General features: G+C 69.8%; 13 protein-coding genes, 1 tRNA gene, 2 pseudogenes and 1 riboswitch. Of the genes and pseudogenes, 7 read left to right on the plus strand and 9 right to left on the minus strand.

All coding sequences use genetic code 11. The features are described from left to right. Window positions 1-60: 60 nt before the first annotated feature. Together ACZ6R6_RS09285 and ACZ6R6_RS09290 are read right to left on the minus strand one after the other, a co-directional pair. Window positions 61-486 carry a nucleoside deaminase gene (locus ACZ6R6_RS09285; RefSeq protein ID WP_470091602.1) on the minus strand — a complete coding sequence of 142 codons (426 nt, stop codon included), beginning with the start codon at window positions 484-486 and terminating at the stop codon, window positions 61-63. Next, window positions 483-1,352 (minus strand): LLM class flavin-dependent oxidoreductase, encoded by an 870-nt coding sequence (locus ACZ6R6_RS09290; RefSeq protein WP_470091604.1) that lies wholly within the window; start codon window positions 1,350-1,352, stop codon window positions 483-485. The genes ACZ6R6_RS09285 and ACZ6R6_RS09290 overlap by 4 nt, the downstream gene beginning before the upstream one ends. 93 nt (window positions 1,353-1,445) lie before the next feature. Here ACZ6R6_RS09290 and ACZ6R6_RS09295 point away from each other — a divergent pair, with 93 nt between their 5' ends. From ACZ6R6_RS09295 to metH, 3 genes are all read left to right on the plus strand, one after another. Beyond that, window positions 1,446-1,892 carry an Lrp/AsnC family transcriptional regulator gene (locus tag ACZ6R6_RS09295; RefSeq protein ID WP_470091606.1) on the plus strand — a complete coding sequence of 149 codons (447 nt, stop codon included), beginning with the start codon at window positions 1,446-1,448 and terminating at the stop codon, window positions 1,890-1,892. 322 nt (window positions 1,893-2,214) lie between these two features. Then, complete coding sequence (locus tag ACZ6R6_RS09300; RefSeq protein ID WP_470091608.1) at window positions 2,215-2,637, plus strand: DoxX family protein; 423 nt, start codon at window positions 2,215-2,217, stop codon at window positions 2,635-2,637. Between the two features lie 176 nt (window positions 2,638-2,813). Beyond that, a riboswitch (S-adenosyl-L-homocysteine riboswitch) is annotated at window positions 2,814-2,888 on the plus strand. A gap of 14 nt (window positions 2,889-2,902) precedes the next feature. Next, window positions 2,903-6,643, plus strand: a complete 3,741-nt coding sequence (gene metH, locus ACZ6R6_RS09305; RefSeq protein ID WP_470091610.1) for a methionine synthase — start codon at window positions 2,903-2,905, stop codon at window positions 6,641-6,643. A gap of 503 nt (window positions 6,644-7,146) precedes the next feature. On the opposite strand, the gene ACZ6R6_RS09310 is transcribed toward metH, so the two are convergent. The 5 genes from ACZ6R6_RS09310 to ACZ6R6_RS09330 all read right to left on the minus strand — a co-directional run bounded on the left by ACZ6R6_RS09310 (window position 7,147) and on the right by ACZ6R6_RS09330 (window position 9,559). Next, on the minus strand, window positions 7,147-7,434 hold the full coding sequence (locus ACZ6R6_RS09310) for a hypothetical protein (RefSeq protein WP_470091612.1): 288 nt from the start codon (window positions 7,432-7,434) through the stop codon (window positions 7,147-7,149). A 310-nt stretch (window positions 7,435-7,744) separates the two neighbouring features. Continuing rightward, a complete protein-coding gene (locus ACZ6R6_RS09315; RefSeq protein WP_470091614.1) occupies window positions 7,745-8,563 on the minus strand; it encodes a nitroreductase/quinone reductase family protein in 819 nt (272 codons plus the stop codon). Between the two features lie 287 nt (window positions 8,564-8,850). Beyond that, window positions 8,851-8,929, minus strand: a tRNA-Cys gene (locus tag ACZ6R6_RS09320). A gap of 55 nt (window positions 8,930-8,984) precedes the next feature. After that, on the minus strand, window positions 8,985-9,197 hold the full coding sequence (locus ACZ6R6_RS09325; protein ID WP_470091616.1) for a zinc-binding dehydrogenase: 213 nt from the start codon (window positions 9,195-9,197) through the stop codon (window positions 8,985-8,987). A gap of 47 nt (window positions 9,198-9,244) precedes the next feature. After that, window positions 9,245-9,559: a transposase gene (locus tag ACZ6R6_RS09330; protein WP_470091618.1), complete on the minus strand. Its 315-nt coding sequence runs from the start codon at window positions 9,557-9,559 to the stop codon at window positions 9,245-9,247. Between ACZ6R6_RS09330 and ACZ6R6_RS09335 the strand changes: the two genes are divergently transcribed. Further along, window positions 9,447-10,016 carry a hypothetical protein gene (locus ACZ6R6_RS09335; RefSeq protein WP_470091898.1) on the plus strand — a complete coding sequence of 190 codons (570 nt, stop codon included), beginning with the start codon at window positions 9,447-9,449 and terminating at the stop codon, window positions 10,014-10,016. The two genes, ACZ6R6_RS09330 and ACZ6R6_RS09335, sit on opposite strands and share 113 nt — an antisense overlap. Before the next feature lie 331 nt (window positions 10,017-10,347). Here ACZ6R6_RS09335 and ACZ6R6_RS09340 read toward each other — a convergent pair whose 3' ends face one another. Continuing rightward, window positions 10,348-10,752 (minus strand): DUF1707 domain-containing protein, encoded by a 405-nt coding sequence (locus ACZ6R6_RS09340; protein WP_470091620.1) that lies wholly within the window; start codon window positions 10,750-10,752, stop codon window positions 10,348-10,350. 39 nt (window positions 10,753-10,791) lie between these two features. Between ACZ6R6_RS09340 and ACZ6R6_RS09345 the strand changes: the two genes are divergently transcribed. Together ACZ6R6_RS09345 and ACZ6R6_RS09350 are read left to right on the plus strand one after the other, a co-directional pair. After that, window positions 10,792-11,058 (plus strand): hypothetical protein, encoded by a 267-nt coding sequence (locus ACZ6R6_RS09345; protein WP_470091622.1) that lies wholly within the window; start codon window positions 10,792-10,794, stop codon window positions 11,056-11,058. A gap of 15 nt (window positions 11,059-11,073) precedes the next feature. Next, window positions 11,074-11,274 (plus strand): annotated as a pseudogene (locus tag ACZ6R6_RS09350) (integrase core domain-containing protein); the annotation flags it as partial. An 86-nt stretch (window positions 11,275-11,360) separates the two neighbouring features. On the opposite strand, the gene ACZ6R6_RS09355 reads toward ACZ6R6_RS09350, so the two are convergent. Further along, complete coding sequence (locus tag ACZ6R6_RS09355) at window positions 11,361-13,037, minus strand: protein kinase domain-containing protein (RefSeq protein WP_470091624.1); 1,677 nt, start codon at window positions 13,035-13,037, stop codon at window positions 11,361-11,363. Between the two features lie 213 nt (window positions 13,038-13,250). Between ACZ6R6_RS09355 and ACZ6R6_RS09360 the strand changes: the two are divergent. Next, window positions 13,251-13,743 (plus strand): annotated as a pseudogene (locus ACZ6R6_RS09360) (transposase); the annotation flags it as partial. Window positions 13,744-13,759 lie beyond the last annotated feature (16 nt).

The following is a 13,759-nucleotide window of genomic DNA, read 5'->3' on the forward strand; positions in this document are numbered from 1 at the left end:
TGAGGCGTATGAGGCGTATGGACGAGACGCCCGCGCGGGGATCCGTTCCGCCGTGGTGGATCAGTGGTAGTAACCCTCGATCGGGACGCGCGCCTCGTCGAGCAGTGCGGGCCCCTCCTGGGGCACGTGCGGCCAGCCGCCGCCCGGCTTGAGGGCGGCGAGCTGCTCGTTGGAGAGCGCGAACACGACACGGCCGAGGCCGGACCGTTCGATGGCGCCCGCGCACATGCCGCAGGGCTGGCAGCTGGTGTACATGGTGGTGGCGGCCGCGGTGCCGGGGTCGAGTTCCCGGGCCGCCCATCTGGCCAGCTTCAGCTCGGGGTGGGCGGAGATGTCGGCGTCGCTGAGAACCGTGTTGTGGTCCTCGGCGAGCACCGTGCCGTCCGGTCCCACCAGCAGCGATCCGAACGGCGCGTCCCCGGTGGCCCGTGACGTCGCGGCGAGCTCGATGGCCCTGCGGAGGAAGCGTTCGTCGTCGTGTGTCACGGCTGCTCCGTCTGTGTGTGGTGGGCGCCCCGGTCCCGGTGGGCGGCCAGGGTCGCGAGCGCCTGCCACGCCACCTGCGGGCGGCAGGTCTCGTACGGGTCGCCGTTGAACGGGTCGAGCACGACGGTGTCGGCTCCGAGGAGGCGTAGCTGTTCGAGGTCGTCGAGGACCTGGTCGATCGTGCCCTCACCGGCGAGCCGCCCGGGGTCGGTGATCGGCGCGTCGGTGAGCCGCAGGGCGATGCGGGGGATCAGGGCGGGCACCGGCCGCCGCTGCTCGTCCGCGGCGGCCTTCATCCGCGCCGGCGCCTCGCGCAGCCAGGCGAGGGTGGACCGGAGCGGATGCCACGGCTCGCCGAGCCGTACCGCCCGGCGCAGGCCGGCGTCGCTGTTGCCGCCGATCCAGATCGGTATCCGCCCGCTGCGGTAGTCCTCGTCATCGTCCCAGGCGGCACGTATCGCCCGGAGGTGGTCGTCGGTCAGCTTCCCGCGCTGCTGGAACGGGACCCCGAGCGCGTCGAACTCCTGCCGCGCCCAGCCGACGCCCACGCCGAGGACCAGCCGTCCCCCGCTGAGCTGGTTGAGATTGGCCGCCATGCGGGCGACGAGCAGCGGATGCCGGTACGGCACGATGAGCACCGTGGTCCCGAGCCGGATCCGGTCGGTGATGCCGGCCAGCCAGGCGAGAGTGGTGAAGGGTTCGTAGAACGGCCCCGGATACTGCTCGGCGACATCGGGTGTCACCACGATGTGGTCTGAGACCATCAGCAGGTCGAAGCCGAGACCCTCCGCCGTCTGCGCCCAGCGCCGTAGCACGCCGGGATCGGTGCCAGGCCCGAAATTCGGGACGTTAACTCCTATTTGCACTATTTCAGGCTATCCAGTGATCGTATCCGGCCGGAAGAGATTCTTCCCGGCGCAGCGGCTGATCGGCCGTGGATCTGCCGGTATCTTTGCCAGATGGCCGAGAATCTTGACGCGACCGACTGGTCCATCCTGGTCGAACTCCAGCGAGAGGGCCGCATCCCGCTCACCGAGCTGGGACGGCGGGTGAACCTCAGCGCCTCCGCGACGACCGAGCGGGTCAAGCGGCTGGAGGCGACGGGCGTCATCACCGGCTACCAGGCCACCGTCGACCTGGTGAAGGCCGGTTTCGCGGTGCTCGCCGTGGTGCGCCTCAAATATCCCGGCAGCCGGCACCAGCCCCTGCACCAGCTTCTCGGCGAGCGCTTCGAGATCCTGGAATGCCTGCGGACCACCGGCGACGACTGCTACACGCTCAAGGTGGCCGCGGCCTCCATGGCCCACCTCGAACAGCTCATCAACGAACTGGCCCAGTTCGGCAGCACCACCACCAACATCGTCTACAGCCAGACCCTGCCCTACCGCGGCCCCCAGGGGCCCTGACCGGGGCCGGGAGCAGGGGGCCGGCCGGATATATGACGGTCACCGATCCGACCTGGCCTTCGGATGGTCCGGGGCCGCCAACCCACCGGTTTTTCGCAGGTCAGCGAAATCCAGCCAAAATTTCCCTGAGCTACCGGGAAGCCGCCCGCCAGGCGGGCAGGCTTGTCACCAGCCCCGAAAGGGTGAGAAGGGGCAGATCGGCGGCTTGCGCCTGAACACCATGGTGATTCCGGCGAGCCGACGCCTGTGCGGAGGACGCCGTCTCCCATTCCGCCTCCGCGCTCCCATCCGGGGCGGGGCGCAGCAGAAGAGGAAAGCCACCATGAAATCCGTCGAGCCGGCCACACCGTACGTCCTGTCGGTGTTCCGCATCGTCGTCGCGCTGCTCTTCGCCTGCCACGGCGCGGCCAAGATCTTCGGCGCGTTCGGCGCCGAGGCGGTCAGCGTCGGCTCCTGGCCGCACTGGTACGCGGGCGTCATCGAGCTCTTCGGCGGCATCCTGCTCGTTCTCGGCCTCGGCACGCGGATCACGGCGCTGATCTGCTCGGGCGAGATGGCCTACGCGTACTTCGTCGTCCACCAGCCGAAGGCCCTGTGGCCGCTGGAGAACGACGGCGAGCTGGCCGCCGTCTACTCCTGGGCCTTCCTGCTGATCGCGGTGGCCGGTCCCGGAGCGTGGGCGCTCGACACATGGCTGGGCCGTACCCGCGGGCGGGCGTCCGCCACACCGGTCGGGGCGGCCTGACCCGGCGGCAGCCACCTCGCCGGCCCCGCGACCACGTCCTGGCCCTGCCTGCCTCCGGCTGGGCCACCCCGCGGCCGGATCTGCGGCCGCCCGCGGCTCCCCGCGTCCGCGGCGGTACGGCCCGGCATGGCGTGGAGGCGTTCCGGCGCGCCGTTCCTCTTGATATTCTCGACCTCCAGGCCGAGAGGCGCTGCGACGGGCTCAGGCCCGCCACGCTCGGTCTGGGCTGTTACCCAAGGGCGCCTCCGGCAGCGGAGGTGCTCAGGTGAGGTCGTCTTCAAACCACAGTGACGGGCACGGGCGTGACACCGTCCGGCACGCACCCGGCATCGGGGCGGACCGAGCGCGGCAGGCGAGCCCCACGGCGGGGACGGGCAGCCGGACGCAGGCCCTGAAGGAGCTTCTGGACCGGCGGGTCGCGGTGCTCGACGGAGCCTGGGGCACGATGCTGCAGGGCGCCGCGCTCACCCCGGCCGACTACCGCGGACAGCTGCTGCCGGACCACCCGTGTGACGTGACCGGCGACCCGGACCTGCTGAACCTGACCCGCCCGGATGTCATCCTCGACATTCACCGGCAGTATCTGGCGGCGGGCGCGGACATCACCACGACGAACACGTTCACCGCGACGAGCATCGGCCAGTCGGACTACCTGCTGCAGCCGCTGGTGCGCGAGATGAACCTGCGGGGAGCCCAGCTGGCGCGCCAGGCCGCCGACGAGGCGGGCGGCCGTTTCGTCGCCGGTTCGATCGGCCCGCTGAACGTCACGCTCTCGCTGTCCCCGCGCGTGGAGGACCCCGCGTTCCGCGCGGTGTCGTTCGACGAGGTCCACGCCGCCTACGCCGAGCAGATCCAGGCGCTGGCCGACGGCGGGGTCGACCTGCTGCTGATCGAGACGATCTTCGACACGCTCAACGCGAAGGCCGCGCTCGCGGCCGCCCGAGACGTCGCGCCGGACCTGCCGCTGTGGATCTCGGTGACGATCGTCGACCTGAGCGGGCGCACGCTGTCGGGGCAGACCGTCGAGGCGTTCTGGAACTCGATCGAGCACGCCGATCCGCTGGTGGTCGGCGTGAACTGCTCGCTGGGCGCCGAGGAGATGCGTCCCCACGTCGCCGAGCTGTCGCGGCTCGCCGGCGTCTACACGGCCTGCCATCCCAACGCCGGTCTGCCCAACGCGTTCGGCGGCTACGACCAGACGCCGCAGGAGACCGCGGGGATGCTCGGCGAGTTCGCCGCGTCGGGAATGGTCAACATCGTCGGCGGCTGCTGCGGGACGACGCCGGCGCACATCACGCAGATCGCCTCCGCCGTGTCCGCCCTCCCGCCGCGTCCGGTCCCGGCGCCGCCGGCGCGCACCCGCTTCAGCGGTCTGGAGCCCTTCGAGATCGGCGCGGACACCGGGTTCGTCATGATCGGCGAGCGCACCAACGTCACGGGTTCGGCGCGCTTCCGGCGCCTGATCGAGGCGGACGACCACCAGGCCGCCGTCGACGTCGCGCTGGAGCAGGTGCGCGGCGGGGCCAACCTGCTCGACGTCAACATGGACGCCGACCTGCTCGACAGCGAGCGGGCCATGACCACGTTCCTGAACCTGATCGCGACCGAGCCCGAGGTGGCCCGCATCCCGGTCATGATCGACAGCTCGCGGTGGAGCGTGCTGGAGGCCGGGCTCAAGTGCGTGCAGGGCAAGGGCGTCGTCAACTCGATCAGCCTCAAGGAGGGCGAGGGCCCGTTCCTGGAGCAGGCCCGGCGCATCCGGGACTACGGCGCCGGCGTGGTCGTCATGGCCTTCGACGAGCAGGGGCAGGCCGACACCGCCGAGCGCAAGGTGTCGATCTGCGCCCGCGCCTACGACCTGCTCACACAGCAGGCCGGCTTCCCGGCCGAGGACATCGTGTTCGACCCCAACGTGCTCGCGGTCGCCACCGGCATCGCCGAGCACAACGGCTACGCGAAGGCGTTCATCGACGCGCTGCCGCTCATCAAACAGCGGTGCCCGGGGGCACGGACCAGCGGCGGCATCTCCAACCTGTCGTTCTCCTTCCGCGGCAACGACGTCGTGCGTGAGGCGATGCACTCGGCCTTCCTGCTGCACGCCGTGCGCGCCGGGCTGGACATGGGCATCGTCAACGCGGGACAGCTCGCGGTCTACGAGGACATCCCCGCGGACCTGCTCGAACTCGTCGAGGACGTGATCTTCGACCGGCGGGCCGACGCCACCGACCGGCTCGTCGCGTTCGCCGAGACGGTGAGCGGGGCCGGCACCCGCCGGAGCGTGGACCTGTCCTGGCGCGACGCTCCGGTGGAGGAGCGGCTGGCGTACGCGCTCGTGCACGGCATCGTCGACTTCATCGAGGCCGACACCGAGGAGGCCCGGCAGCGGGCGGCCCGCCCCCTCGACGTGATCGAGGGACCGCTCATGGACGGCATGAAGACCGTGGGCGACCTGTTCGGCTCCGGGAAGATGTTCCTGCCGCAGGTGGTCAAGAGCGCGCGGGTGATGAAGCGCTCGGTCGCCTACCTCGAGCCCTACATGGAGGCCGAGAAGGAGCAGGCGCGGCTGGCCGGACGCGCCGACACCGGTCGCGGCAGCGGGAAGGTGGTGCTCGCGACCGTCAAGGGCGACGTGCACGACATCGGCAAGAACATCGTGGGCGTCGTCCTCGGCTGCAACAACTACGAGGTCATCGACCTCGGTGTCATGGTCCCCGCCGCCCGCGTCCTCGACACCGCGGTCACCGAAGGCGCCGACGCCATCGGGCTCTCCGGGCTGATCACCCCGTCGCTGGACGAGATGGTCGCCGTCGCCGCGGAGATGCAGCGCCGCGGGCTGAAGCTGCCCCTGCTGATCGGCGGCGCCACGACGTCACGCCAGCACACCGCGGTCCGTATCGCCCCCGCCTACGACGGCACCACGGTTCACGTGCTCGACGCCTCCCGCGTCGTCGGCGTGGTCGCGGATCTGCTGGACCCCCAGCGTGCCGAGGAACTGGCCGTCGCCAACCGCGCCGAGCAGGAGCGCCTGCGCGAGCAGCACGCCACCAAGGAGCGGCGTCCCCTGCTGACCCTCGCGCAGGCCCGCGCGAACCGGGAGCGGGTCCCGTTCGACGACCTGCCCGTCCCCCCCTTCACCGGTGTCCGCACCGTCCAGCCGGACCTGACCACCCTCCGCGGGATGATCGACTGGCAGTTCCTCTTCCTCGCCTGGCAGCTGAAGGGGAAGTATCCGGCGATCCTCGACCAGCCGGTGGCCCGTGAGCTCTACGACGACGCGAACGCCCTGCTCGACCAGATCATCGCGGACGGCTCGTTCCACGTCCGAGGCGCCTACGGCTTCTGGCCGGCCCGGTCCGAGGGCGACGACATCCTGATCGAGGCCGGGGCACCGGGAACGGGTGAGCGCGGCGGTCTCCGTCTGCCGATGTTGCGCCAGCAGACGGCCAAGCCCGAGGGACGGCCCAACCGGTGCCTGGCCGACTACGTGGCCCCGGCCGGGGACCACATCGGCGGGTTCGCCGTGGCCGTCCACGGAGCCGGAGCCCTGGCCGCCGACTTCGAGGCCCGCCACGACGACTACCGCGCGATCATGGTGAAGGCCCTCGCCGACCGGCTCGCCGAGGCGTTCGCCGAGCACATCCATCTCCAGGCGCGGCGTGACTGGTACGAGCCGGATGCCGATCCCTCGCTGGCGGATCTGCACGCCGAGCGCTTCCGCGGCATCCGTCCCGCGCTCGGCTATCCGGCGTGCCCCGACCACAGCCAGAAGCAGGTCCTGTTCGACCTGCTCGACGCGGGGCAGCTCGGCATGACCCTGACCGAGTCCTTCGCGATGGCCCCGGCCGCCAGCGTCAGCGGGCTGCTGTTCGCCCACCCGTCGTCGCGATACTTCACCGTGGGACGCGTCGGCAAGGACCAGACCGAGGACTACGCCCTCCGGCGGGGGCTCGACCTTTCCGTGGTCGAACGCTGGCTGCGCCCGAACCTCGCCTACGACCCCCAGTGACCCGGGCGGCCGGCGCCGTCCGCGGTGCCGGCCGCGTCCGGGGCACGCCCGCGGAGATCTTCGATCGGGGAGAGAGCCGGGCGCGGTCGTGGAGAGCCGGGTGGAGGAGGCTCCGGCGGCACGGGGCCGTCCACCTCGGGCCCGGATCGGAGATCGTCGCGCCGGCGGCGGGTGACCGGCCGGGGGCTGTGGTGTGACCGGTGGCCGGCGCCGTGGTGCGGCGGGTCTCCGGGGGCCGGCGGCCGTCGTCTGGAGGGGATCCGCGGTCGTCGTCACGCGGGTCTGTGCGGTGGGGGCGTCCCCGTCGGTGTGCGTCCGGATGAGGCTGTCCGCGGCGGCTGTCGTGAGCTCTTATGCCGCGGTCCGGGCGGGCGGGTTACTGCCCGCACTCCGCCGATCGGTGAATTCACGCGGTGTTTCCGATGCGGCCTGCCGCCGGTACGGCCCGGCCGGCGTTTTTCTGTTCTCTTTTTCCGTTCTCTGAATTGTTTTACCGGAGTGGTTCACAGCGTGCCGGCGGAGTCCCAGGTGGTGCCGTCCGTGCTGTCCCAGGTGGTGCCGTCCGTGCTGTCCCAGGTGGTGCCGTCCGTGCTGTCCCAGGTGGTGCCGTCCGTGGAGTCCCAGGTGGTGCCCGCCACGACCGCCGACGCCGAGTCCCACGTGGTGCCCGCCGCGCCCGTGACGGAGTAGCCGCCGATGACGGCGGTGCAGGCGATGACCCCGGTGACGATCGCGGTCGACAGCTTGGCGGCGAAAGCGTTCTTGACCGGGTAGGCGGCGGAGTTCTGCATTTCTTTTTCTCATTTCTTGAGTGGTTGTCCTGTCCTCGCACAACCAACTCTGCGCTCCGGCGGGCCCGTGAACCAGGTGAAACGGAGTCAGCAAGTTCCCCGCCCCTGGCAGCTTCCTGCCATCGGGTCAGGACATACCGAACAGCCGGAGTGTCGCCGTGGTCGCGGCGCCGGTCCTCGTAGTCACCTTGGCCATGGAAGACGTAAACGGCCGGCACCGTGTCGGCTTCTCCGTCGATGAGCGGGCGCGGGTGGTGTCGGCCAGGCCGGCTCGACGCCACCGCGACCGCCTCCGCGGCACCCCGGAAGATCAGTTCAGCAGCGGTACGAGCTGCTCCTCCTCATAGTCCAGGTGGGCCTCCAGCTCCTGGGTGAGCCGGTTCACCTCGCTCAGCAGCGTCTCAGGGGCGACATCGTCGGCGGCCAGCAGCGTCTTGAGCTTGTCGAGCAGTTGCGCGATCACTCCGTGCTCGGCCCGCAGCCGTGCCATCACCGCGGCCAGTTCCGGATGGCGGCTCTCCAGGTCCGGGAACATGAACGCGTCCTCCTTCGAGTGGTGACCGTGCAGACCCTGGCACATGGTCAGGCAGTTGACCCGCAGCTGCGCGACCACGCGGGGCCCCGACCGGGCCACCTCCGCGCGGATGAGGGCCAGCTCGCGGCGGAAGCCGTCGTGCATGGTGATCAGCACGTCGCCGAAAGTGTCGGCGATCGGCCGGTATTCGATCGGCATCAGCGCCACCACCGGCAGGACGCGGCCCGACTGTTCCTGGTACGTGCCCCAACCCGGGTCCGCCTCGACGGCGCGGGCGAACACGCGCTCTCGTTCCTCCCCCTCGAGCACGACCGCCTTGGCCTGGTACGTCCAGACGCCGTCCTCCACGGTGACCTGCGGGTTGGCGAGCAGGTTGTGATACCAGGCCGGATGCCGGGGCGCGCCGCCGGCCGAGGCGATGATGAGCATGCGGTCGCCGTCGGGCAGGCAGCCGAGCGGCGTGGTGTGCTCGGCGCCGGTCCTGGCGCCCACGGTGGTCAGCAGGAGCAGCCGGGCTCCTTCGAAGGGGCCGCCGACCTGGCCCTTGTTGGCGCGGTATTCGTCGATGATCTGCTGGTTGAAGTCCATGGGCATGCTGAGTTCTGGCTCCTTGCGGCGGGTGTCGATGACATGGGAAACCCGCACGGGCATGCCGGCGCAAGCGGGTTCTACGACACCGCAAGAGGCATGGGACGACGCGCGGGCGCGGTGTGCTCAGGCACGACCGACGGTGTGAGTGGCCACGGTGTCATCCCCTTTGATTCGGCGCCTCCATGCCTCCGTCCGTCCTCCTGGCGGCGACACGCGACGCGGCAGCTATTACGCCCACATTCCCAAAGAAGTGTCAAGCCGTACGGACTCCGCAGCGGAACCCCTTTCAGTGGAGACTCGGGCGAGAGTCGAACTCGCACGGACGGGCTGTGCAGGCCTGCTCCCGGCACCCGCGAACTGGGTCCTGCCTGACACAGGCCGGGGAGCCGGCGGCATGGCTGCCGCAGGACAGAAGCAGCGGGGGTCAGGGGGTGACGGAGAGGACGATCTTGCCGGTGGTGCGGCCGGCCTCACCCAGCGTGTGGGCCCGGGCGGCTTCTTCGAGGGGGAAGACCTCATCGACGATCACGCCCAGGCGGCCGCCCTCGACCAGGGAGGTGACCTCGCGCAGCAGCTCGTGCTCGGCGGCGCCGGCCGTACCGATGGCGTACGCGCCGCGAGCCTTGACGATCTGCACGGCCAGGTGGCCGACGCCTTCCTAAGTGCCCGTGTACAAACTGATCGTCAGGTCGTTTCGGCCAGTCGTCGTCCCATGGGGATGATCATTGCCCACAGGACCATGGCCTCGTGATGCTCGGACAACCGCTCATGGTCCCGCACGCACCGCCTGCGCTGGGAGATCCACGACAGCGTCCTCTCTACCACCCACCTGCGGGGCAGGATCACGAAGCCGCTGACATCATCACTGCGCTTTACGATCTCCAAGGTGAGCTGGACGTGCTTCTTGGCCCAGGTCACGAGCTTGCCCGCGGAGGCGCTGTCGGCCCAGACCAGGCGGACCCTCTCGTACCAGTCGCGCGCCGAGCCGGTGCTGGGCACCGCGGTCGGGCGGTTCCATCGGGCGGACAGCCATCTGGTCTTCTCTCTGCTCGGCCCCGCCGCCGTCCTGGCCGCCCCCGGGCTGGCCATGGGGCTGGCCCACGCTCTGAACACCGGTGAGATCGGCCGTGAGCTGCCGCGGATTCCGGCCGGTGCGATGGTGCAGTTGCCCGCGGTCTGGGTTCTGGCCGCGATCACGATCGCGTTTTTCGGCCTGCTGCCCCGGCTCGCGGCCGTCAGCTGGGGCGCGCTGGCGATCTGCCTGCTGGTCGCCTTGGTCGGCTCCGCTTCGGGGTTCGACCAGTGGGTCCTGGACATCTCGCCGTTCACCCACCTCCCCCGGCTCCCCGGTGGGCAATTCAGCGTGGCGCCGCTCGTATGGCTGTCGGCCGTCGCCGTGGCGCTGGCCGTCGCCGGACTCACCGGCCTTCGCCGCCGGGACCTGCTCATCAGCTGACATCCCAGATTCCGACAATCTCCGATGACAGGCGTTGAGGTGCTCCTTCTCGCCGAGTTGAATGCCCGGCTTCCACGGCAGAGCCCATCCCGTCGGCATCTCTATGTCGGCACCGCCACCACCGGAGCTGGGTGAGGGTCGTTGCGATGACTGCCGTGGCCGGGACGTTCGCGACCTGGTCGTGAAGCCCGGCAGCCGGGTCGGCGCCGGCGCTGCGTCCAAGCTCCCATGATCATGGGGCAAAGCTGGCAGGGCGCCCACTCGTCGCCCACCGCGAACGACGGGGACGCCGTCGACACTGACATCAATTACTCTGGTTCACTCTCGATGATCAGTTACTCAGGGTGTTGAGCGCCGATGCCGCGCTGGTCAGGTCCAGCATCGCCTCGCACCACGCGGTACGCAGGGCCAGCCGGTGCGGCAGCATCCACCGGCCGTCACGGCGCACCGAGCCGTGGTGCTTCTTGATGGTGAGCCGTTCGGCGGCCGGCTCGGCCGGTGTCCCAGCGAGCGGGAGCGTGAGTGCGCCGCCGCCTGACACCGCGATCAGATCGGTGATGAGCGGGGCCAGCGCGTCGATGGTGCGGGCGGTCAGCGCCGCGTCCAGCCGCTCGTCGAACTCGAGCGGATCCTGCGCTCCCGCCGATCCGGCCCGGCTTCCCGAAGCTTGGACACCTCCTGACGGGCGTCCCTGCGCCTGCAGGCGAAAGGGTTGTTGGCCTGCGATTTCTTCCACGTCGACACGGTCTTCTTGAAACACCTGTACGTGTTGTTCGTGATGGAGGTGGAGACGCGGCGCGTGCACGTCCTGGGTGTGACCGCCCGTCCAACAGGCGCCTGGACGGCCCAGCAGGCCCGAAATCTGCTCATCAACCTCGGGCAGAGGGCCGGCTCATTCTGGTTCCTCATCCGTGACCGGGATGCCAAGTTCACCGCCGTCTTCGATGAGATCTTCGCCGGCGCAGGTGTCACGGTGCTCAAGACTCCGCCGCGGACGCCTCGAGCCAATTGTTATGCCGAACGCTGGGTCCGCACCGTCTGAGCCGAATGCACCGACCAGATGCTGATCTACGGCGAACGCCGCCTTCGATCAGTCCTGAAAGAGTACGCCAAGCACTACAACGAGCATCGACCGCACCAGTCCCGCCAACAACGCCCACCCAACCAAGACAAACAAATCGTCGTGCCACTGGAGGGCCGGATTCGGCGCCGAAAGGTGCTCAGCGGAGCGATCAACGAGTACCACCGAGCCGCGTGACTGACCTGATGAAACGCCAGCTCAGACCACGTGTACGAGTTTTGAGGCGGTACAGGCCGACACTTGCGCTGGCCTGCGCGCGGTTGTCAGCTGTCGAGTCTGGCCGCCTGCGTGGCGCCCAGCCGCCGCACGAACAGGGCAGTGACGATCGCCGTCGGCACGACCAGTATGTGCAGGGCCAGGCTGGCCCAGGCAGCCGGCGCGACCTCGTACATGAGATCAAGCGTGTTGTCCTGCTGAGGCTCGGCATGATTTTTGAGAAGTGTCGTCCACTCGATCCAGAACAAAGGCCAGGTCAGGAAGGTGACCACCCATAAGGCCCACCATGTGTGCAGGAGGCCGGCCGGAGCTGGCGTGCCGCCGCGTTCCGGCGGGCTCGAGGCGTGCCAGATGTCGTCGGCGATCTGCTTGGGCAGTACCAGGTTGCCGATCGGGATGAGCCAGCCGTACACAGCCATAGCTTGGTGGTAGCGCAGCCGAGTGGGCGCGAGTCGTTCGGCGACGGCCCGTACCTGGTAGAACCAGAGCAGCCAGGCTGCCACCAGCCCCAGGCCGGAGATCACCTGCGCCGCCAACAGGACCTTGCTGACCATCTCGTTGAAGTCGCGTATGCCATCGAAGGTCAACTCGTCGTGCCACCGCCCTGCATCGTCGGCAACATCGATCTGGTGAATCACCGTGCTCACGGAGACCAGGGCGAACAGGGCGAGCAGCACGTAGACGGCGATCTGGTAGCCGGTGGAGGCAGGCTGTGGTTCGCTACCGCGGCGCCGACGGCGTTCGTTGACCAGTAACGGCTGGGGTGCGCGCGACTTACCTGGGTCGTCCAGCAGCGGTGCCATCGTCTGGGGGCCGCCGCCGGTGGCAGCCCGGTCGTGCAAGGAAGTCAATGCCATGGTCCGGCGTTCGGTGATGACCTGGGTGAGCGTCTCCGGCAGCCATCGTCTCTGGTCGGGAGCGGCGAGCGCGGTGAGGTGGGTCAGCACGTGCTGCAGGCCGGGCCGGGCGGCGGGGTTCTTGGCCAGGCAGGCGGCCACCAGATCGGCCAGGGGGGCGGGCATGCCGTGCAGGTCGGGGTCGGCGTGCACCACGCGGTAGACGACCGCGTGGGCCGGGCCGCTTCCGAAGGGGCTGCGGCCGGTGGTGGCGAAGGCGAGGACGCAGCCGAGTGAGAACACGTCCGAGGGCGGCCCGACCTCCTGGGCGGCGGCCTGTTCGGGGGACATGAACGCGGCGGTGCCCAGCACGGTGGAGGTCTGGGTATGGCTGGTGGCATCCAGGGCGCGGGCGATGCCGAAGTCGATCAGGCGGGGACCGTCGTCGGCGAGGATGACGTTGGCGGGTTTGAGGTCGCGGTGCACCATCCCGCAGGTGTGCACGGCGGCGAGTCCTTCGGCCAGCCCGGCACCTAGCACCGCGGCCGACTCCAGGGGGAGCGGCCCATGCTCTTCGATGGCCTGGTGCAGGGAGGGGCCGGGGATGTAGGCGGTGGCCAGCCACGGCCGGGCGGCGTCGGTGTCGGCGTCCACGACTTGGGCGGTGTAGAACCCGCCGACCTTGCGAGCGGCGTCCACCTCGGCGGCGAAGCGGCGCCGAAAGTCGGTGTTGTCGGCGAGTTCGGGACGGACCACCTTGACGGCCACCAGGCGCCCGCCCGGGGAACGGCCCAGGAACACCTGCCCCATCCCGCCCCCGCCGAGCCGCGCGTGCAACCAGTAGGAGCCGATGTGAGCCGGATCGTCGTCGTGCAGGGGGTCGGGCATGGCACCACTTTCGCGTCGTGGATCTTCGTCTGTCGGTGCCGATGATCCCAAAAAGGCGCGCGTTCTGAAGGACGATCATGGCGCAGAGGCTGAGCGATCCGCTAGACCGGACGGCGGTTGCGGGTGCCGATTATTCATCCGGCCAGGTCAAGCCGCATGGTGGTACTCCCTGAGGACACTGCCCAGTCGGTCGCGTCGGCGAATGTCGAGCGGCGCGACCGGGGTGGGCTGACCAGCAAGGTGCACCTGTCGGCCGACCGGCGCTGCCGTCCGCTGTCGTTCCTGCCCACCCCTGGCCAAGCCGCCGACAGTCCTCGTTTCATCGCCGTTCTGGCCGCCATCAAGGTCCGCCTCCGGCTTGGCCGGCCCCGCACCCGGCCCGGTGCGGTGGCCGCGGACAAGGCCTACTCCTCCCGCGCCAACCGCCTCTACCTGCGTCGGCGCGGTGTCCGGGCGGTCATCCCGGAGAAGAAGGACCAGGCGGCCAACCGCAAGCAGCGAGGCTCACGCGGAGGCCGCCCCATCGGTCACGACGCGGTGCTGTACAAGGGACGCGGTGCTGTACAAGGAACGCAACACCGCCGAGCGCTGCATCAACCTGATGAAGGAATGGCGGGGGCCGGCCTTCCGCTTCGACAAGACCCCGGAAAGCTACCTCGCCGGGCTTTACATACGAGGCGCCATACCTATGGATCCGAAGCCTTGACCCCGCCTAAAGATCC

This window comes from Streptosporangium sp. NPDC048886 (genome assembly GCF_055586905.1).

Bases quoted from the DNA above. Each gene is read 5' to 3' on its own strand.
- ACZ6R6_RS09300 (WP_470091608.1), top strand. From the start codon at position 2,215: ATGAAATCCGTCGAGCCGGCCACACCGTACGTCCTGTCGGTGTTCCGC.
- ACZ6R6_RS09295 (WP_470091606.1), top strand. From the start codon at position 1,446: ATGGCCGAGAATCTTGACGCGACCGACTGGTCCATCCTGGTCGAACTC.
- ACZ6R6_RS09315 (WP_470091614.1), bottom strand. From the start codon at position 8,563: ATGCCCATGGACTTCAACCAGCAGATCATCGACGAATACCGCGCCAAC.
- ACZ6R6_RS09355 (WP_470091624.1), bottom strand. From the start codon at position 13,037: ATGCCCGACCCCCTGCACGACGACGATCCGGCTCACATCGGCTCCTAC.
- ACZ6R6_RS09310 (WP_470091612.1), bottom strand. From the start codon at position 7,434: ATGCAGAACTCCGCCGCCTACCCGGTCAAGAACGCTTTCGCCGCCAAG.